Raw genomic sequence first — 19411 nt, forward strand, 5'->3', positions numbered from 1 at the left:
TAGATATTAGTATTATTAATCAATATAGGGAATTAATTGGAAAATTTCAGTTAGAAGTTGGTTTTAATGCAATTCATTTAATATAAAATGCCCCCACTGATAGTTGTGGGGGCATATGAAACTCTATTGTTTTAATGTTTATACTAGAAAGTTCTTACTTCATGCCATAAATAGTAGTTTTTTTAAATCATTCAACTTTATTTTCAATCTTTACAGTTTTCTCTTTCGTCATACTCAATGTAAGCTATGTGACCATCGGGGCGAATTTTTGAGAGAGCGCACATATGAATTATTGCCGGGATTAGGGCAAAATGTGCTGACTCAATATTTAGCCCAAAAATTAGAAAACAATGTGTTACCGAAGAAAACAGCTGCTGCATGGGCCAAGCGTGAGGGCGGCAGATTCTACCTCTTACTAATATTTTCATTGTTACTGAACTCTACTTCATTAAAAATTTGGCTATATCCCAGGTTGCCCCGTGTGAAAATAAGAATAAGTAAAGCAACAAATCCCAATCCTATCACTACAAATATATCCGTATTCTTTAAAACAGGGTTGGTGGAATGAGTTTGTACCAAACTAAACGTATTTACACTCGCATGAATTAGCATGACAATAAATAAGTTACCGTGATTGCAGTTATAGACCCAAGTAAGAATAATTGAAATCGGCAAACATAGTAAAATAAAAATTGGTAAATGAATATATAGGAGAGAAAGGTCAGAACCCGGGCCCCCCCTTTGTGCAGCCGTTAAGAAATGTGGAAGATGCCAAAAAGTCCACAAAACACTAAGTAGTAAAGTAGCTTTTAACGGTCCAAATTTCGATTGTAATCGAGGCAGAGCGAAACCACGCCATCCGATTTCCTCAGGTAAAGGCCCACCGAGAAAGAAAATTGCTACAAAAGAGAAGAGATAGGTTATAAAAAATTCAAAATTAAGGTCACGGAAAGTAGGTATCTCTCCATTTACTATCACCATCCCCAGAAACATTGCAGCGGGGATAACGATGAGAGTAAACAAGTACCACTTCAAACTGACCTTAGTAGATAGAATGCTTTTTCTAACTTTTTTCCATGACTCTTTGCCTTCAAGAGTGCGAAACATGATACACGCTGCTAACATTGGGCCTGCAAATGCATTGGCAAAAAAGAATATATCAAATGCCTTTGTTTTAGGGAAAATACCCCATTGGGATAAGATAAATGGAATTAATACAGCCCATGAGAATAAATATGCCATTACAAAAAATGAAGTTAACGGATAGGATTCCAAATACCCTCTCAGACCTGTTGATGAGTTTTTTGATTTTGTTAAATAACTCAACACAATCACCTCTTCATTTATAAAATACCGTATATGTACTAATTCTACATATTTTCATACAGAACCTTTTTGACGTAATAGAGTTGGGTTTTTTGTAAGAAAGGAGCGATAAATTACCAAAGAAATATAGAGATTTCTATAACAGTTTCCTTCATTTCCGTGTTTATCTTGAATGCATCTGGGGGAAAATCCCATGCCTATCAAATTAAGAACATAGACAAGATGAACTTCGTCTATTAGAACTAAAATATTCTTAATGTAGAGGTAGACTCTTACAAATGTGGTTATTAATGCTTCACTTACATGATTCGTTGAACCCTCAATATAGAGGCATACTAGATTATGATGTTTTTCCGTAACAAATGTAGTTAAAAGTTTTTAGGTTTAGAGAGAGTTATAGAGGGTATACATACATTATAAAGAGTTAATTGGAGATAAACTTTAAATTGGTCTATAAAACTTACATTCTTACTTTAAATAAAAAGGGGGAGTATATATGAGTAAAAGGTTAATGAATAAGAGGATTCTATTTATTTTGTAAACGGGGAGCGTGTGAAAAATGAAAAATATGAAACGTAAGCTAGGAACCTTTGCACTTACAATGACTGGGATTGGTTCGATTTTAGGGTCTGGCTGGTTATTTGGTGCATGGAAGGCCGCCAAAATATCAGGGGGGGCCGCTATCTTTTCTTGGGTCTTAGGAATGATTGTAATATTATTTATTGCCTTACCATATAGCGAGTTAGGAGCCATGATTCCAGAGGCTGGCGGAATGGTAAAATATACCCAATATTCACATGGAGATTTCGTAGGATTTATTGCAGCATGGGCTAATTGGATAGCCATCGTCTCAGTTATTCCGGTTGAAGCTATAGCCTCAATACAATATATGAGTTCGTGGCCTTGGGAGTGGGCAAGTTGGGCCAAGGATTTAGTGGATAATGGAATGCTGACTTCAAAAGGTCTTGCAGCTGCTTCTTTACTTATAATCATATATTTCTTTTTAAATTATTGGACAGTTAGTCTATTTGCAAAAGTGAATTCGTTAATTACTATATTTAAAATTATAATTCCTGGTCTTACAATTGGTGCATTGCTATTTGTTGGATTTCATGGAGAGAACTTTACTAGTCATCAGGACTTTCATGTATCTAATTGGTCAAATGTATTAACTGCTATGGCAACATCTGGTGTTATTTTTGCATTCAATGGTTTTCAAAGCCCGATTAATATGGCTGGTGAAGCAAAGAATCCAGGGAAATCCATTCCTCGGGCAGTTGTGGGATCCATTTTAATTGCAACTGTAATATATGTATTATTACAAATTGCTTTTATCGGTGCTGTGAATCCTAATATGATAATTAACGGATGGTCAAATTTAAATTTTAATTCACCATTTGCTGATTTAGCGATAGCACTAAATATTAATTGGCTAGTTATTGTATTATATTTAGATGCTTTTGTATCTCCTTCTGGTACAGGTACTACTTATATGGCAACCACATCACGCATGCTATACGGAATGGAGAAGAATGGATATTTTCCAAAAGTTTTTGGGACATTACATCCTATATATGGTGTGCCTAGATTTGCCATGATGTTTAATTTATTGATTTGTTTTGTTTTTTTATTTTTATTTAAAGGATGGGGTGTTTTAGCTGAAGTTATTTCAGTAGCTACATTAATTTCATATGTTACTGGACCTATAACAGTAATGACTTTGAGAAAAACTGCACCTAATTTTCATCGTCCTTTCTATATAAAGAGATTAAACATTATTGCGCCTTTAGGGTTCATATTTGCATCATTAACATTATATTGGGCAAGATGGCCATTAACAGGAGAAGTAATGTTTATTATTCTTATGGGCTTACCTATATATTTTTATTATCAATTAAAAACAAAATGGGTTGGATTTAAGAAGAATTTTTTAGCTGGATTATGGATTGTGGGGTATTTATTATTTATGATTTGTATATCGTACATTGGAAGTGAAAGATTTGGTGGGTTAAATATTATAACTTACGGATGGGATATGGTACTCATTTCAATTGTTTCTTTTCTATTTTATAGATGGGCTATAAATAGCGGATTTAAAACTAAGGATCTAAAAGTAGCACAGAAGATTAATCGGACAATCAGTTAAATGCTATACATAAATTAGAAAAAATGAATTTCTAAGAGTTAACTTATGCTATTTTGAAATTTTTAATTGAGAGTCACCTTACATGCTCATCACGCTAATATTTTAAAGTATCTCCAAAACGAAAATTTTATTATTTTATAGTTGTTTATGAGAGTTTAACTCATTTTCTTCGTTTGTGGGAACTACCAAATCCTTCAGTTGATGGGTATGTGGTACTAGCCCATCAAGGGCTACCAACTACAAAATGCGGATATCGTACGTTATCAAGACCTAAATTCAAAGAAACCTAAAATATAAGAGTCCTAACATATTATATATGACTAATATGTTAGGCTTTTTTATTTTTTGCACTGATTTTTGGATCTGAGTTTGTGTAATATTTTTCTTTATTTGGATGGTAAGAAAAAGAATCCAGTTTGAAAAATCCTTGATTAAAATTGATTCCACTTTTGAGATTGACTATTTATCTTTCATAAAAAAGTTTGATCATTTTTGTGATTTTTTCTTCATTAAAGCGCTCTATAATGGAATACCGAAAATAGAAATTCGAATGCAAATTAGCTTATTTTCCTTCAACTAACGCCATCTATCCATGGTAAAGTTAACATTTTCCCCATAAGGAATAATAACTTTGTTTAATAATCAGTATCATTTTGCTAATGTAATGAACCTACTTTATTAATTTTCAACGGAAACCCTCTTCATTAATCGCTTTAATTTATTTTCAGTATCTGTTTCCCCTACTGGCGTGTAGATACTGCACCGTAAATCCATATCACCTTGAACTTGAAGAGAAGTTAAATTAAACAACATTTTGCCTGCTTTAGCATGTCTGAATTCAATTATCATGTCTGGAGCCTTACTCACTTGACTTTCTTTCCATAAATCCTGGAATTCTGGATGGGAATTACTCATTTCTTTAATAAACTGGCTATACCATTCATCGTCTAAATAGCGTCCATAATAGGTACGAAAAATCGCAAGAAAACCTTTCACAAAATGGTCCCAATTGACAGCCAATGCTTTTAATTCCTTTCTAGTGAATACTAAACGAATCAAATTTCTTTGATCATTCGGTATTTGTTCAAAATCTAAAAAAACATAAGCTGCTGCAGGATTCCAGCCTACAATATGGCAATGTCGATCCGTAATGATAGTCGGACAATATGTTAACTCATCTAGTATTCGTATTAAAGAAGGGCTAATCTTTGATTGATCTTTTTTTTGACTTGTAATTTCTGAATTTGTTTCGAATGCTAGGTCATATAAGTAGTCGGTTTCATCAATATTTAATTGCAAAGCTTTAGAAATACAATCAAGTACGAGTGTAGAAACCTTTATATCTCTTCCTTGCTCTAGCCATGTATACCAAGTGGTGCTTACACCTGCTAACTGCGCAACCTCTTCTCTTCGTAACCCAGGTGTTCTTCTCCGGTTTCCGGCAGACAAACCAATAGACTCTGGACTAATTTGGGCGCGCTTAGCTTTTAAGAATGCCGACAGAGCTTTAAGCCTTGTTTTATTATTCATTTTTAAAACTCCTTATCTTATCAATTTATCCTAGTAGTAGTTATACTAGGATAAATCCCCCCCTTGTAATAGGATAAATTGACTGTAAAATACAAGTATATTATTGATTGGAGGGAATGCAAAGTGGAAAGAGTTGTGATTACTGGTATGGGAGTAGTTTCTCCTATAGGAAACGACATCAAAACATTTTGGAACAATCTAATTAAAGGGGAATCTGGTATAGTCAATATCGATACTTTCGATGTTACCAATCATAAAACAAAAATTGCGGGTATCGTCCAAGATTTTGATGCAGATGAAGTTTTAGGAAAGAAAGAAGCAAGACGTTTAGATCGTTTTTCTCAATTTGCTTTGGCTGCAGCTGAACAAGCTTGGTCAGATTCTAAGTTAGACCTCGATCGTATAGATGTAGAAAGGTTAGGCGTATACGTAGGTTCAGGTATCGGAGGGATTGAAACCTTGATTGAAAATGTTGATGCGCTTAGGCAGAAGGGACCAAGAAGAGTCAGCCCAACTCTAGTACCTGCCATAATGTCTAATGCTGCTGCAGCACAAATTAGTATCAAGTGGAATGCGATGGGGCCTTCTATGTCACCTGTTTCTGCTTGCGCAATTGGAAATACAGCTATCGGAGAAGCCTTTAGACTAATTCGTTCTGGGGAAGCTGACGTTATATTTGCGGGTGGAACAGAGTCAGCTATAATAGACTTATCAATAGCCAGCTTTGGTAACGCTACAGCATTATCAACAAGAAACGATAATCCCACTAAGGCTAGTCGTCCATTTGATGAAAATCGAGATGGATTTGTCATGTCAGAAGGAGCTGGAATTTTAATTTTAGAATCTTTATCTCACGCTTTACGTAGAGAGGCAAAGATTTATGCAGAAGTCATTGGATATGGTGCAAGTTCAGATGCGCACCATATCGTAGCTACACATCCGGAAGGTAAAGGTGCTTATCTTGCAATGAGATCTGCTTTAAAAAATGCCAATATATCGTCTGAAGCAGTTGATGTTATTAGTGCCCATGCAACAAGTACAAAAGTGGGGGACATCTCTGAAACGATGGCTATTAAGCAGCTGTTTGGAAAACAAGCTTATCAGATTCCGGTAACAGCTAATAAATCTATGCTGGGTCATATGTTAGGGGCAGCTGGTGGAGTTGAAGCAATTGCTTTAGCAATGAGCTTAAAGGAAGGTATAGTTCCTCCAACAATTAACTTAGAAAACCCTGATCCATTATGTGATCTGGATTATGTACCATCTGTTGCTCGCCAAGTGAAAATAAATATAGGTCTATCTAACTCATTTGGTTTCGGAGGTCATAATGCAGCTATTGTTTTAAAGAAATACGAGTGAATAAGCTTTCTAACCGTTTCTAGAGGAAACGGTTAGAATTATTCAATAAAATGGCCCGTTTGCTTAATAAGAAAAAATCCTACATTATCAAAATTCCACATATAAGAAGTTTAACTTTGTTTTAAATCCACAATTAAAAGTACTTAAAATCTTTTGTGAGCTCATAATAGGTGATTTTTGGTACCAAGGTTGAAGAATTCGTTCTTAGCTTTAATTCAAAAACATCAAAATTACCGGAAGCATAAAAATCTTTTTATTCAAGAAGACATAAGTGGGTCTAACCAAAATCAAGTAAATACTTTTCAAGATGAGATAGGCCCGAATCAAAGACACCCCTCGTCTATTAAAGGTGGGAATCCATACGATACTACTAAAGAATATAATGAAGGCGAAGAGGGATTTAGATGGATGCAAGGAAAGAACGCATAGAATACGAGAAGATGTCAAGGAACTATGAACGTATTTATTTAATCTCATTTATCCTATTAATAGTACTTGTTTGTAGTAGTGTAATTATCATAGGAGCTACAGGGGGAAAATATGGAGTGTTTTTGTTGTTAGCAATTTTACTTAACGCACGTATTATGAAAGAATCTCAAAAAAAGTATGAGCACTATTCTAATAAAGGGCGTATTTAAAATGATACATATCCTGAAAGGAACAAACTAGATGTACATTCAAAATATCCCTATATCATCACCTACTAACTAGTAAAAGTAACTTTATATAAATAGTTTTTTAGCAATTTAGGAATAGAAACCGTACCTTATTAAAATGTTATTTCCGTTCCTATAATGAATTATCCTTCTAGCATATTTATAAGATTTATATCATATATTAGGAGAAAGAATGCAAGTTAGAAGGGAGCATTATAGAATGAGTTATTTGGAGGGAAATGACTTTAGTGAACAAAATATGGTAAGTGTGCCTAATCCCTATGTATATCAGACATTACAATCAGTAATTGGTAAACATGTGGTTATTGAAACTGTAAGAGGTAATGTAAGAGGAAAGTTAAAGGATGTGAAACCAGATCATTTGCTCATTGAAGATACGGTACCGTATATTGTACGAATTCAACAAATTGTATGGATTATGCCAAAACAATGATCAAATTATATGTAATTTGATTTATAAAAAATTGGTTTCATAGACGTCCAAAGAAAAACACAGGGGTTTATCTCTGTGTTTCTTCAAATTTTCTTTTTTTGATATATGCTTGAGCATGGATAATTTCTTTCTGAAGTTCTTTTAACTCTTCCGTAGATCCTGATTCAATCTTCATGTACGTAGTAACTAGACTAATCATCATATCCATCTTTTCTACTATATTTTGAATGACCTGTTCAGATTGCTCTTTTTGAGGGTGTTGTATTGCTATTAAAGCATTTTCTATATAATTGTTCTTTCTTTGCTGGATATCATAAATAAACTGTTTTGTGTTTGAGTTCATTTGCTATTCCTCCATTTTGGATATACTTCTATTCTATCATATTCAAATGGAAAATATTAGATTAACCTAAATGTGCACCTGTCTCGCACATCCCCTTAAATATACAAACTAATCCTTTAATGTAAAGGAAGCTAAGAAAAATTTTTATAAAGAAAAAGCCGATTTCCCTACATATTAAGGGTATCGGCTTTTGTTCATATTCTTTTACTTAATCAATTTCTGACATAAAACTTATAATAATAACATTACTTTTACTAGCTAGAAAAGGGTTGATACTTTACATTTTAAAATATCAATTAAGCACTAATATTTTGGTTATGCACCGTTTCACCTTTATGGGAAACATAACTGTGTGCTATCATTCCTAGCATTATTACAAATATGCCACACCAAGATAAAATAGAGGGGAATGAAGAATGTAATAAGATTAGTTCTCCGATAATAGCAAAAAGCACCTCCATGGATTGTGTTGCTTCAACGGTTGCAAGTTGCTGCATATCTCCTTTAACCATATCAGTCGCTTTAAAAAATAAGATAGTTGCAATTACACCAGAGCAAATGGCAACTAAAATAGATTGCATGGTTTGCTCCTTACTAGGTATTCCTGCTGTAAAAAGACCGTACAAGGATAATAAAAACCAAAATGGAAAGCTAGCTAACGTCATTCCAAGGACACGTTGATAAGCATCTAGACGATCTCCACAAACCTCCATCATCTTACGATTCCCGAGTGGGTAAGCAAAAGAAGCTACAATAACAGGGATAATACCTAACATAATATCTTTTACAGCAAGCGATTTTGCTTGTTCTATTTGCATAAGGAAAATACCAAGAAGGATAATCAGTGACATACTCATACCCTTCATTGGAATTTTTCCTCTTTTCTTAATAATTCCATCTGGTGTTTGATAGGTTTGGATAAAAAGAGGAGCTAACAAAGATCCTGATATAATAGTAACTTGCCATGTCCCCGCAATAATCCATCCTGGTGCATGTGCAGCGGCAAAACATAATGGAGCATAAAATAGACCAAAACCTACAAAACTCCATAAAAACCATGCACTTAAATCCTCTCTCATAACTTGTAATAATATTTTTAATTTTTTTCGACTCATAACAAGAAGTAAAAGGAATGGCAGCATGAAAATAAACCTTAATGAAGCACTCCATATCCAGCTACCACCTGATAATTCCATTGCTCGATTTAATATAAATGTGAAAGCAAAAAAGAAAGCAGCACATATACCTAAAAAAATAGGACGCAAATTTCTCACCTCAATCTGCCTCATAAGTCATTAATTTCTCAAGACTTAACCAGTTTTGTTCTACAAGGTGCGCTGTTGTTTCTTTATCTTTATTTTTGCACGCCTCTATAATCTGCTGATGTTGTTCTACTGACTTTAGACCATTTATCGAAGTGAACTGAGAAATTTCGAGACGTTGAATCTTAGATATACTTCGTTCTAACGCACGAATGATTTCAGGATTTCCTGCCACATCTAAAAAAACATTGTGGAATAACTCGTCAGCTTCAATTGCTTTTATAATATCTTTTTTCTCAATAGATAATAGTAAAGCCTTATTACTGAACTCTAATTCTTGAATATCCGATTCTTTTAATAATGGTACTGCTAAACGGGCAGCTAACGAGTGTAAAACTGCTACCACAGTAAATGCGTGTTTCGCCTCCTCAATATTTAATGGTGCAACACGAGTAACTGAACCAGGAATAGATTCAACAAGTCCTTCATCCTCAAGACGCTTCAACGCCTCTCTAACTGGAGTACGGCTAATTCCAAATTCTTCTGCTAATTCTTTGTCATTTAAGCGTTGCTCCGGTTGCAGCTTTAATGTAATGATTGCTTTTTTCAAAGTTAGATATACTTCATCTCTAAATGACATACGTTTAATGGGTTTAATAATATCTTTTTTCATAAAACCAATATATCGGATATTGGTTTTATGGTCAACTCTAATTTTTCAATAAAATATACTCGATTATCAAATTCTAAAAACGACCATTTTAGGAATGCTATTTAGTTCTAACAAAACTTAAAAAATACGGTCAAAAATATAAGGGGGAACACCAATAAAACGCGAATTTCGTGCGCTAAGGGGGAATCAGTTCTTTAATGTTAATTTATTTGTGGTGGTCGAAAGAATATTATAGAAAAGGGATACTGACAATTTACATGCAATGGTTGAAACCGTTGTAAAGCATCTTTATACTTTCTCGTGTTCAAATTGACACTACTAGATAAAAAAATCCTGCATGTTTGAAACATGCAGGATTTTTTCTATTCTTCATTTTTCATAAAGTAAGAAACACAACGAAGAATTTCAAGGTATAACCATACTAATGTCATCATGAGCCCTATTGCGCTATACCACTCCATATGTTTTGCTGCCCCACTACGTGCACCATTTTCAATCGAATCAAAATCTAGTAATAGATTTAATGCAGCAACGACAATCACAACAGCACTAATAATGATACTGATTGCCCCATCTTGGTGAATGTATGGAACAGTCAAAACAAAGGTGTTTAGTAAGAAGACAATCAAATACATAATTAAAATGCCAAGTGTTGCAGCTGTTAAAACTGTACGGAACTTTTCAGTTACTTTTATTATACGAGTAGCATATAATACTAACATTGCAAATAAAATCGAAATGGTTAATAATACAGCAGTTAAAAGAATAGAATTTCCAAAACGGATTGTATAATATGCAGAAATACTTCCTAGTACAATCCCTTTTACCACAGCATAAATCGGTGCACAAATTGGTGATATACGAGGGATAAATATAGCTAAAAATGCAACTACTATATTAACTATTGCTACTCCAATTAATACTGATGTTTTCATTGAACCTTGCATCATTTGTAAGTATGAATAGACAGATGCTGCAAGAAGTAAGATAAGCATAATAAATGTTTTTCCTATTGTTCCACCTATAGTCATCGTAGAAGCGTTTGTCTTCTCTTCATGAAATTTGTCTTTTTTTAACATTGGATTAGATGTTCTCATGTTTTCCTCCTAAAATATTTTTTACTTTTAAATTGAATTTTTATATCTCTAATTTCTTATTGATAATGCGACCTGTAATCGCTACGAGTATAATTATTAACAAGCAATCAAAACATAGACCAAAAATAGTGAAATCTTCAATAGGGTAAAATGATGTATCAAAAAAATTATTCTTATCCATGAACCCAGAACTCTTAATAGTAACTGCATATTTCTCTAATTTACTTAACACATTCATTACCATTGTTTGTATTGTTGAAAAAATAGCAACGAAAATGATAAATAAAATTATTTTACTCATCCATGACTTCACTGGAAACAGCTGTATAATTGCTATGATAAAATAACAAGAAATAAGGATACTCATGAAATCGATTCCCCATAAAAGAAAAGCAAATATGTGTTGGAAGATTCCATAACTATACAACTTGTGATATTCTCGTCGGAATTCTCCGGTTATTTGCCCACCATAAAGACTGGGATCATAACCAATTACTTTTCCATCATCAAGACTTTGTGAAAAATAATATGAAAAAATTAAGCCTATACCTAATAAAATAATAAACATTACTGTGAAAAATAATAAATTCGCATATATATATTTTTGGGTTGGGATGGCTGTATAACGAATCATAGAATTTTTTAATATTTTATTGAAAGAAGGCAGCGCTATTAAAAGAAGTAAAAATGCAGCTATACCAATTATCATCAGGAATATGATTAAGACTAAATCCTTTATAAACGGAGGTAGTACCCTTGAGAGTCCTATCGTACTAAATAAAAGAAGTAAAGAAATAATAATAAAACCAGAATAAAAAACAGCTATTTTTTTTCTATTGCACTTATATAAATAGAGAAAAAGTGGATTCATTTCTCAAAAACCTCCCTAAACAACTCATGTACTGCTTTCCCTTGATGAAAACGAATTTCCTCCACGTTTTCATGTAATACAATATTTCCGTCTTTTAAAAAGATTACCTCATCAAATATACTTTCGATTTCTTCTATTAAATGAGTTGAAATGAGAATGGTACAATCTTCTCGGTAAAATTTAAGAATTAAATCTAGTACATGTTTTCTGGAAACAAGATCAATTCCACCCAATGGCTCATCTAATATATATAACTTTGCTTTCCTGGAGAAAGTTAAGATAAGTTGTAATTTTTCCACTTCACCTTTTGATAAAGTAACTATATGCTCTTCTAATGGCATTTTAAATTCAGTTATTAATTCCATTGCTTGGTTTAAATCAAAATCAGGATGAAAATTTCGATAGAAAGCCACAGCATCTTTTATCGTCATCCACTCGTCAAAAATAGGACCATCAGGCATAAATGAAACAATTTTCTTTGTTTCTATTCCTACCTTCTGACCTTCAATTGTGATAGTTCCTTTAGATGGATAACGTAAACCAGCAATCATTTTTAATAATGTCGTTTTTCCGCTACCATTATCACCAACAAGACCAATAATTTTCCCTTCAGAAATTGTTACACTTAAATCTTGAAGCACTGTTTTTAAGTTATATCTTTTCCACAGATTTTCAATTTTTAATAACTCTGTCATTCGTTTTCCTTCCTTTTCTTTTCTAATGAAGAATGGAGGATTGTAAGAATTTCTTCTTTCGTAAAACCTAAATTGTCCATTCCATTTATAAAATTATCAAGCAACTCTGTTGCCATTTCTTTGCGTAGTTCAGTAATTTTTTCTCCTTCACTCGTTACAAATCTCCCTGTTCCTCTTCGTGTCACAGCAATACCTTCTCGTTCTAGTTCTTGAAATGTGCGTTGAATTGTATTTGGATTCACTTGTAATTCACTGGCTAGTTCACGTACAGCTGGGATTTTATCACCCGGTGCTAAACGACCTGTTACAATTTCCTTTTTTATGTATTCCATTACCTGAATATAAATCGGGATATTAGGAGAAAACTCATTTTCCATTTCTTCCCTCCTCAGTATTAGTGTACTAGACGAATAATACACTAATACTGATTGTGTGTAAATGGTAATTTTTTCGAAATATATACAATAAATAAAAGGGGATATATTTAGTAAATTAGTGTAATCAACTAAGTGCCATAAACGACTGTTTAAGGAACTCTATTTAGTTCTAACAAAACTTAAAAAATACGGTCAAAAACTAGTTCTAAAAATCATTGCCAAAAACAAAGTATCATAACAAACATCAAATACCATTTAAGGGACCTTCTTAACGTATGAAAAAACCAAGTTCTTTAAAGAAATAAATCCTTAGCATACGAAATTCGCGTTTTATTGGTGGGACTCTCTAATTAATTCGCTTAATCGATTCGGTTTCGTCTATTTTGAATACTATTTTATGTGAAATGGAGATATTATTTTTATTTCCGATAGATTTCTTGCGAAATATGTATCTAGAGCCGTATGTTAATTTAAATGTGATACGATAATTGTATATATGCATTTAGATGGTAAAAGGGGATGAGTGTTGATGAAAAACCATATAAAAGTAAATGGAAAACTCCTTCAGACAAAAAATGGTCACATTTCCGGCAAAAACAAAAAGATTATATTTCGAATTGGTTACGTAGGGAATACATACAATTTGTAAGGATTCATCATCGAAAACCTAGAAAAAACGAGCATGATGAGATTCTTCATGAAGTGATGAATTAAATACAGGAACAAGAAATATGGATTCCAAATGGTGAAGTGAAAAAATATTATGTAAGCAAAATAGGAAAATGGTTTAGAAAAATAGAAGGGAAATGGGAAATTCAAATAGATAACAATGAGCGGCAGCAAGTATTAAAAGAAAAGTAGATACAAATAGAAGGGCGTATTTCACGTATAACTTACAAGAAGATATGTATGAACAATTGAAAGAGAAAAAAGGGGAAGTAACTGTATTTTTAAAGAATGGTGTTCCAGTACGTGGGCAGATCCTTGCAACAGATAAATTTACCGTCCTAATGATGTCTCATGGTAAGCAACAACTAGTCTACAAGCAAATAATTTCTACAATTCTTAAGTAATTCTTTTTCCTTTTTTCGGGAGAAGAGGAAAAAACACAAAAAAATAGAAGATTGAGATCAATCTTCTTTAAAAAAGGAACAGATGACAGATTACTACTCCAACTCTTAATCAATTATAAATAAGCACATATAAATATTCAATCCATTCCGAGTTTTCTCAACATATTTGTCTTATTTTTAAATTAAATATCCTTGTTCTCCTTTTCTAATAAACATTTTATATCATTGCAAAAGAAAAAATAATAAAGAAACTGAATGCCTTGACAGGTGGAATTCGGTTTCTTACTACAATATTTAACTGCAATTAGGAAAAGATTGTCCCCTTTAAAAGATAATATATTTATTTATAGTTCGGATCGGAAGGTTTTACCTAACTGGTTACCAAGACCAAAGTAATGACGAAAATTATATATAAGTGGGCTCCATTTATTTGGGTCAATATGATTTTCTTCAATAATGATTTCCTTGTGAGCATGCACATGTATAGCTTGTGTCTCAACAATTGCAAAATCAGAAGAATAATCAGGAATTCGAATGTGTTTCACCCTTGCCTCAATTTGAATTGGACATTCCATAATTCGAGTAGGTTTTACCGATTTAGACTTAGTAGGTGTTAATCTACTAATATCATATTTTTCTTTTTCATATGTAAATCCATTCTTTTTCTTATAATCTGGAACGGGATTTTTCCCTGTATAGGGGGCTAACTGTTCAACATTCTCCCATAATGAAGGACTCGGAACATTGATTACACATTCAGGATGTCGTTCTAAATTTTCAATCGCTTTCCCGCCAATTCCAATCCCTAATATAATACAATCTCCTAATGCCCATGATGATGACAGAGGGCTGATATTTACTGTTCCATCTTCATTTAGCGAATTTAGTAAAATCACAGGAGTTCCGTAGTATAGAATTTTAGGTTTAATAATTTCTGTATTTGGAACATGAGCCATTTTTTTCATCTTTATTTCTCCTCCTATTCATATGTTCTTCCTTATTTATTGTAGAATATAAACATTTCGATTATCATCGAAATATGGATTACATTAGAGGAGGATTAAAATGAATGCAAATCCAAATGTAGCAATGATTGCTACTCTTGTGAGTGAAGCTTCTCGTGCAGCAATATTAACAGTCTTATTAGATGGTAGATTCCACCCTGCAAGCGAATTAGCATATATGGCAGGAATCAAACCACAGACGGCCAGTTTCCATTTGACAAAAATGGTCAATGCGAATGTAGTTATAGTGGAGAAACAGGGGAGACATCGATATTATGGAATTCGAAATCCGGAAGTTGCTCAAGTTATGGAGTCATTTTTATCAATAGCTCCACCAATTGAAATTAAATCATTAAAACAGGCTTTGGAAGATAAAGCGATGCGTTTTGCAAGAACATGTTATGATCATCTTGCGGGAAATTTAGGAGTACAATTAACAGATTCTTTAATTAAAATAGGTGTTATTTATGAAGAAAAGGACGGGTTTACTGTTACTGAAAAAGGGGAGTCATTCTTTACAAATTTTCAAATTGATCTTGAAAGGGTTAAGAAAAAGCGTCGTTCATTTACACATAAATGTTTAGATTGGAGTGAAAGACGTCACCACCTTGCGGGAGCATTAGGAAATGCCCTTCTAGAAAGACTATTAGAACTAAATTGGGTTCAACGTTTACCTAAAACAAGAGCAATAAAAATCACTTCTGATGGGAAAAAGGGACTAAAAGAAACATTTTCTTTTGATATTACAAACAACTAAGTTTTGAATATAAAACAGCCGATTTAGTCTTAAAGAGGTTAAAGTTGGCTATTTTTTGTTGAAATTTACTTAACGTGGTTTTTTTTCGAAATGCTGGCGGTACCCCATGCCCATCAACTTAAGATTTTAAAGTAGCCCCTAAACGAAAATTTTTCTTTTTTTAAATTGATTGATAGTAAACAAGAAAGGTTGGCAAATTACCAATCTTTCTCGTTTGGAGAGTTTTAATTTTCAGTTATCAAACCAAAAATAACCAAAATAATATCCTACGCAGTATTCTCCTCATGACTTTTTTCTAGAGTTTAACGGTTTTTGAGAATCTTTGTAACAGAACCCAATATTTCATTTTAAATAACTTTAGGTATCAATAAAGAGAATTTATCATCCTTGCAACATTTAAATAATCAGAAATTTTAGACGAATAAAGAGATTGTATGATAATATATTTATATGCATTACTTTTCCATCTTTACAATAAACTTACACACGATTAAAAATATTGAGGTGATTCATTAGTGGTTAATAATACGTGTGAAACTAGAAAGTATAATTCAATACATAAAAAACGTTTTTATAATTCTGTTTTTTCAATCCCTTTAGTTGCTTTAGCTTTATTTATATTATCTTCTGTACAACTAGAATTAACTACTTTTTTGCTTATTACTTTTGTTTCTGTTGTTATAGTGCTCTTTCAATTGATTTATTTTTACAGTAAATGGAAAGTTCTGTAAAAAGTTAAATTTTAGTCAGTTACTAATAACAGTTCTAATTCATTGTACATCGAAAAGAAGGAAGCGTTCCTTTTGTCAAAATGATAGCAAGCATCTAATTATTACGCTCTTCTCCGCAGAAAGTGAGGTTCTGACCATGACGAGACGTTCAGAAGCTGAACATTGGAACGAGGTGTTTGCCGATGTGAATCTCGGCAAGCTGCAAGTAGATTTTTGGCTGGAAAAATACGAGCCGATGCTAGAATTGGCCCAAGATGGACCGGTCATTGATCTTGGCTGCGGATATGGCAGCGACTCTTTGTTTTTAACAGAACGAGGTTATCGGGTCATCGCCTGCGACTTCTCCTCTGAGTCGTTGGCGATTATACGCAAATATGTGCCAGGCGTTGAAACAAACCTATTCGATATGACAGGAGGATTGCCGTTTCCGGATGGTAGCGCGAGGGCGGTTGTCGCGGATTTGTCCCTGCATTATTTTCACTGGGACGATACTGTTTCTATTGTTAGCGAAATTGCGAGAGTTGTCGGTACTGGCGGATTGCTGCTAGCCCGCTTGAATTCCACGTGCGATGTTCATTACGGTGCCGGCCAGGGCATCGAATTGGAACCCCGTTATTACGAGCATGAGGGGCGGCGGAAACGTTTTTTTGACGAAGCAGATATGCGTCGGTTGTTTGACGGATGGGCGATCAACGTGTTGAAGGAAACGGACATGCACCGCTACCGGAAGCCGAAAATTTGCTGGGAGATGGCAGCTTGCGTCCGCTGATGGCGGGGACTGTGTGTGCCGACGAACTTGCCGATGTGAATCCGACCGTCGGGACAGCTGGTCGAAAGCAGCCAGACAAAGAGACTCAAACCTTTTTTGTTCCGCTCACGGGGATCGATAATGCAATAAACCAAAAAACTAGTCAATAACACGATAATAAAGTGTTATTGACTAGTTTTTTGTTTATAAAGCCGGATTAGTATAAATTTTCCTCGAACAGAGTTAATTAAACAACTTAAAACTACATTGAATACATGTAAACAAAGTGACAACCATTGATTTAACAATGATTGTCACTTTGGAGTTAAGATAATCGGAAAAAACCCACGCTAAGAAAAAATAAAATAAGCCATCCATTTGGACAGTTCATTTACATAATTCTCGTTATCGGTATTGAAAAAAGGTTCTTTCAATCGAAGATTCTCCTCTAATTCCTTTTTGATAGAAACAAGAATGTCTTTTATTTTTATGTTCATTCCTTCCTAAATGGGACATAGAAAATTAGGATACATCCATTGATTTAGACACAGTTCGGCGTGATGGCAATTCTTGATGGACTGGTTCCAACGGAGAACCGCGGGAGGATTTCGGTGTCGGTAGCGGTGTTAATCACCGAGATATTATCATCAAAAGTATTGCAGACATAAACCCTTGAGCCATCAGGAGTGATCGCGATTCCAAAGTTATTTAAAAGGTCTCCGACGGGGATTCTTGGAAGAAGTTCAGTGTTGGTGGCAGTGTTAATCACCGAGACATTACTATCTAATGAATTGATGACATAAGCCTTCGAACCATTTGGCATAATCGCAATTCCTGTTGGTTGGTTTCCAATAGGAATCCTCGGGAGAATTTCGGTGTTGGTAGCGATGTTAATAATCGAGACATTATCATCACTAAAATTGACGACATAAGCCCTCGTTCCATCCGGCATAATCGCAATTCCTCTTGGTCCGTTTCCAACGGGGATTCGCGGGAGAATTTCGGTGTTGGTGGCAGTGTTGATTACTGAGACATTATCACTAAATGAATTCGTGATATAAGCTCTTGTTCCATCCGGTGTTATCGCAATCCCTTGGGGGATGGATCCCACAGGGATTCGCGGGAGGATTTCGGTGTTGGTGGTAGTGTTAATGACCGAGACTGTATTATCATTCGAATTGCTGATATAAGCCCTCGTTCCATCCGGCGTGATGGCAACCCATTCGGGAGCATTTCCCACAGGGATTCGCGGGACAATTTCGGTGTTGGTGGCTGTACTGATCACTGAAACATTACCATCAAAACGCTTGACGACATAAGCCCTCGTTCCATCCGGCGTGATGGCAATTTGGAGGGGATTTATTCCCACAGGGATTCTCGCTGCTATTTCCGTGTTTGTCACTGTACTGAACACAGATATTTCCTCAGGATTAGAGACATAGGCAATAAAAACAGGAGAAAAGGAGGTCACATCACAAATGGGAAAAACACGGGTACTGTCTAAGATGAGCACCGCATCCTCTACTTCGGTTAAACGCCCTTGGAGAGGATCGCAACATCCCTTAATGGTTAACGAAATCAACTGACCTGTACAGTTCAGCAGTTTACTACGGAGGTTTTGGAGACAAGCGTTGTCGGGACTTGGCCCTGTATTTCCTTGGAGTCCTTGAGGCCCTGTATTTCCTTGGAGTCCTTGAGGCCCTGTATTTCCTTGGAGTCCTTGAGGCCCTGTATTTCCTTGGAGTCCTTGAGGCCCTGTGTTTCCTTGGAGTCCTTGAGGCCCTGTATTTCCTTGGAGTCCTTGAGGCCCTGTATTTCCTTGGAGTCCTTGAGGCCCTGTATTTCCTTGGAGTCCTTGAGGCCCTGTATTTCCTTGGAGTCCTTGAGGCCCTGTGTTTCCTTGGAGTCCTTGAGGCCCTGTATTTCCTTGGAGTCCTTGAGGCCCTGTGTTTCCTTGGAGTCCTTGAGGCCCTGTGTTTCCTTGGAGTCCTTGAGGTCCAGTATTTCCTTGGAGTCCTTGAGGTCCAGTATTTCCTTGAGGTCCTTGAGGTCCTGTTGGTCCTGTTGGCAAAGTAAGTGGTGGAATAGGTGATAATGTAGGACCAACCAAATTTGGATCTAATGCAGAAACACTCAAACTTTCATCTAATATGAAACCCTTTGAGAATTTTTCATTTAACATAATTAACCTCCCCAAAAAACTCTTATCATAACTAATAAATGCATTAAAAAAACAAAATGACATCAATAAAAAATGTGACACTATTTTTTATGAAAAATGAGTTTTCGGCTTGATATGCTTTTTTTGC

At 34.6% G+C, this 19411-nt stretch carries 19 protein-coding genes and 3 pseudogenes; 9 read left to right on the forward strand and 13 right to left on the reverse strand.

Going from position 1 to position 19411, the window contains the following annotated elements; all coding sequences use genetic code 11:
* Nucleotides 1-405 precede the first annotated feature (405 nt).
* Nucleotides 406-1326, reverse strand: a complete 921-nt coding sequence (locus tag ACTFP3_RS27335; RefSeq protein WP_440011818.1) for a CPBP family intramembrane glutamic endopeptidase — start codon at nt 1324-1326, stop codon at nt 406-408.
* Between the two features lie 559 nt (nt 1327-1885).
* Between ACTFP3_RS27335 and ACTFP3_RS27340 the strand changes: the two genes are divergently transcribed.
* A complete protein-coding gene (locus tag ACTFP3_RS27340) occupies nt 1886-3472 on the forward strand; it encodes an APC family permease (protein ID WP_440011820.1) in 1587 nt (528 codons plus the stop codon).
* Nucleotides 3473-4150: 678 nt separating this feature from the next.
* On the opposite strand, the gene ACTFP3_RS27345 is transcribed toward ACTFP3_RS27340, so the two are convergent.
* Nucleotides 4151-5002, reverse strand: coding sequence for a helix-turn-helix transcriptional regulator (locus ACTFP3_RS27345; protein WP_422424606.1), 852 nt, complete (start codon nt 5000-5002; stop codon nt 4151-4153).
* A 123-nt stretch (nt 5003-5125) separates the two neighbouring features.
* On the opposite strand from ACTFP3_RS27345, the gene fabF reads away from it, so the two are divergent.
* The 4 genes and pseudogenes from fabF (at nt 5126) to ACTFP3_RS27365 (ending at nt 7471) form a co-directional block, all read left to right on the forward strand.
* Nucleotides 5126-6361, forward strand: coding sequence for a beta-ketoacyl-ACP synthase II (gene fabF / locus ACTFP3_RS27350; protein WP_440011822.1), 1236 nt, complete (start codon nt 5126-5128; stop codon nt 6359-6361).
* A 246-nt stretch (nt 6362-6607) separates the two neighbouring features.
* Nucleotides 6608-6790: pseudogene (locus ACTFP3_RS27355) on the forward strand (hypothetical protein); the annotation flags it as partial.
* Nucleotides 6766-6999, forward strand: coding sequence for a hypothetical protein (locus ACTFP3_RS27360; protein ID WP_440011824.1), 234 nt, complete (start codon nt 6766-6768; stop codon nt 6997-6999). The pseudogene ACTFP3_RS27355 and the gene ACTFP3_RS27360, both read left to right, overlap by 25 nt.
* A 238-nt stretch (nt 7000-7237) precedes the next feature.
* Nucleotides 7238-7471 (forward strand): YuzF family protein, encoded by a 234-nt coding sequence (locus tag ACTFP3_RS27365; RefSeq protein WP_002068860.1) that lies wholly within the window; start codon nt 7238-7240, stop codon nt 7469-7471.
* A gap of 67 nt (nt 7472-7538) precedes the next feature.
* Here the strand turns inward: ACTFP3_RS27365 and ACTFP3_RS27370 are convergent, their stop codons facing one another.
* The 7 genes from ACTFP3_RS27370 to ACTFP3_RS27400 all read right to left on the reverse strand — a co-directional run bounded on the left by ACTFP3_RS27370 (nt 7539) and on the right by ACTFP3_RS27400 (nt 12789).
* Nucleotides 7539-7814: a hypothetical protein gene (locus ACTFP3_RS27370; protein ID WP_440011827.1), complete on the reverse strand. Its 276-nt coding sequence runs from the start codon at nt 7812-7814 to the stop codon at nt 7539-7541.
* Nucleotides 7815-8110: 296 nt separating this feature from the next.
* Nucleotides 8111-9103 (reverse strand): DMT family transporter, encoded by a 993-nt coding sequence (locus tag ACTFP3_RS27375; RefSeq protein WP_440011828.1) that lies wholly within the window; start codon nt 9101-9103, stop codon nt 8111-8113.
* Nucleotides 9090-9749, reverse strand: a complete 660-nt coding sequence (locus ACTFP3_RS27380; RefSeq protein WP_440011830.1) for a GntR family transcriptional regulator — start codon at nt 9747-9749, stop codon at nt 9090-9092. The genes ACTFP3_RS27375 and ACTFP3_RS27380 overlap by 14 nt, the downstream gene beginning before the upstream one ends.
* A gap of 362 nt (nt 9750-10111) precedes the next feature.
* Entirely contained in the window at nt 10112-10846 is a 735-nt protein-coding gene (locus ACTFP3_RS27385) for a Bax inhibitor-1/YccA family protein (RefSeq protein ID WP_440011832.1), read from the reverse strand.
* Between the two features lie 40 nt (nt 10847-10886).
* Entirely contained in the window at nt 10887-11717 is an 831-nt protein-coding gene (locus ACTFP3_RS27390) for an ABC transporter permease (RefSeq protein ID WP_440011834.1), read from the reverse strand.
* Nucleotides 11714-12412, reverse strand: a complete 699-nt coding sequence (locus ACTFP3_RS27395; RefSeq protein ID WP_440011836.1) for an ABC transporter ATP-binding protein — start codon at nt 12410-12412, stop codon at nt 11714-11716. The genes ACTFP3_RS27390 and ACTFP3_RS27395 overlap by 4 nt, the downstream gene beginning before the upstream one ends.
* Nucleotides 12409-12789, reverse strand: a complete 381-nt coding sequence (locus ACTFP3_RS27400) for a GntR family transcriptional regulator (protein ID WP_000426666.1) — start codon at nt 12787-12789, stop codon at nt 12409-12411. The genes ACTFP3_RS27395 and ACTFP3_RS27400 overlap by 4 nt, the downstream gene beginning before the upstream one ends.
* A 529-nt stretch (nt 12790-13318) precedes the next feature.
* Here ACTFP3_RS27400 and ACTFP3_RS27405 point away from each other — a divergent pair.
* Together ACTFP3_RS27405 and hfq are read left to right on the forward strand one after the other, a co-directional pair.
* Nucleotides 13319-13650, forward strand: a pseudogene (locus tag ACTFP3_RS27405) (transposase).
* A complete protein-coding gene (gene hfq / locus ACTFP3_RS27410) occupies nt 13635-13862 on the forward strand; it encodes an RNA chaperone Hfq (RefSeq protein ID WP_440011884.1) in 228 nt (75 codons plus the stop codon). Before ACTFP3_RS27405 ends, hfq begins: the two are co-directional and overlap by 16 nt.
* A gap of 344 nt (nt 13863-14206) precedes the next feature.
* On the opposite strand, the gene ACTFP3_RS27415 is transcribed toward hfq, so the two are convergent.
* Nucleotides 14207-14827, reverse strand: coding sequence for a flavin reductase (locus ACTFP3_RS27415; RefSeq protein WP_440011838.1), 621 nt, complete (start codon nt 14825-14827; stop codon nt 14207-14209).
* 100 nt (nt 14828-14927) lie between these two features.
* On the opposite strand from ACTFP3_RS27415, the gene ACTFP3_RS27420 reads away from it, so the two are divergent.
* On the forward strand, nt 14928-15623 hold the full coding sequence (locus ACTFP3_RS27420; protein ID WP_440011839.1) for an ArsR/SmtB family transcription factor: 696 nt from the start codon (nt 14928-14930) through the stop codon (nt 15621-15623).
* 867 nt (nt 15624-16490) lie between these two features.
* Entirely contained in the window at nt 16491-17123 is a 633-nt protein-coding gene (locus tag ACTFP3_RS27425; RefSeq protein ID WP_440011841.1) for a class I SAM-dependent methyltransferase, read from the forward strand.
* Nucleotides 17124-17643: 520 nt separating this feature from the next.
* Here the strand turns inward: ACTFP3_RS27425 and ACTFP3_RS27430 are convergent.
* The 3 genes and pseudogenes from ACTFP3_RS27430 to ACTFP3_RS27440 all read right to left on the reverse strand — a co-directional run.
* Entirely contained in the window at nt 17644-18684 is a 1041-nt protein-coding gene (locus ACTFP3_RS27430) for a beta-propeller fold lactonase family protein (RefSeq protein ID WP_440011886.1), read from the reverse strand.
* 14 nt (nt 18685-18698) lie between these two features.
* Nucleotides 18699-19208 carry a hypothetical protein gene (locus ACTFP3_RS27435; RefSeq protein ID WP_440011887.1) on the reverse strand — a complete coding sequence of 170 codons (510 nt, stop codon included), beginning with the start codon at nt 19206-19208 and terminating at the stop codon, nt 18699-18701.
* Nucleotides 19195-19347 (reverse strand): annotated as a pseudogene (locus ACTFP3_RS27440) (exosporium leader peptide-containing protein); the annotation flags it as partial. The pseudogene ACTFP3_RS27440 and the gene ACTFP3_RS27435, both read right to left, overlap by 14 nt.
* Between the last annotated feature and the right edge of the window lie 64 nt (nt 19348-19411).

It is taken from the genome of Bacillus cereus group sp. MYBK5-2 (assembly GCF_051915685.1).
In the GTDB taxonomy this organism is placed as follows: domain Bacteria; phylum Bacillota; class Bacilli; order Bacillales; family Bacillaceae_G; genus Bacillus_A; species Bacillus_A cereus.

Coding starts and splice junctions, on each gene's coding strand:
- ACTFP3_RS27340 (WP_440011820.1), top strand. CDS start 1,886: ATGAAAAATATGAAACGTAAGCTAGGAACCTTTGCACTTACAATGACT.
- ACTFP3_RS27370 (WP_440011827.1), bottom strand. CDS start 7,814: ATGAACTCAAACACAAAACAGTTTATTTATGATATCCAGCAAAGAAAG.
- ACTFP3_RS27420 (WP_440011839.1), top strand. CDS start 14,928: ATGAATGCAAATCCAAATGTAGCAATGATTGCTACTCTTGTGAGTGAA.
- ACTFP3_RS27400 (WP_000426666.1), bottom strand. CDS start 12,789: ATGGAAAATGAGTTTTCTCCTAATATCCCGATTTATATTCAGGTAATG.
- ACTFP3_RS27395 (WP_440011836.1), bottom strand. CDS start 12,412: ATGACAGAGTTATTAAAAATTGAAAATCTGTGGAAAAGATATAACTTA.
- ACTFP3_RS27425 (WP_440011841.1), top strand. CDS start 16,491: ATGACGAGACGTTCAGAAGCTGAACATTGGAACGAGGTGTTTGCCGAT.
- ACTFP3_RS27385 (WP_440011832.1), bottom strand. CDS start 10,846: ATGAGAACATCTAATCCAATGTTAAAAAAAGACAAATTTCATGAAGAG.
- ACTFP3_RS27415 (WP_440011838.1), bottom strand. CDS start 14,827: ATGAAAAAAATGGCTCATGTTCCAAATACAGAAATTATTAAACCTAAA.
- ACTFP3_RS27380 (WP_440011830.1), bottom strand. CDS start 9,749: ATGAAAAAAGATATTATTAAACCCATTAAACGTATGTCATTTAGAGAT.
- ACTFP3_RS27375 (WP_440011828.1), bottom strand. CDS start 9,103: ATGAGGCAGATTGAGGTGAGAAATTTGCGTCCTATTTTTTTAGGTATA.
- ACTFP3_RS27360 (WP_440011824.1), top strand. CDS start 6,766: ATGGATGCAAGGAAAGAACGCATAGAATACGAGAAGATGTCAAGGAAC.
- ACTFP3_RS27365 (WP_002068860.1), top strand. CDS start 7,238: ATGAGTTATTTGGAGGGAAATGACTTTAGTGAACAAAATATGGTAAGT.
- ACTFP3_RS27390 (WP_440011834.1), bottom strand. CDS start 11,717: ATGAATCCACTTTTTCTCTATTTATATAAGTGCAATAGAAAAAAAATA.
- ACTFP3_RS27345 (WP_422424606.1), bottom strand. CDS start 5,002: ATGAATAATAAAACAAGGCTTAAAGCTCTGTCGGCATTCTTAAAAGCT.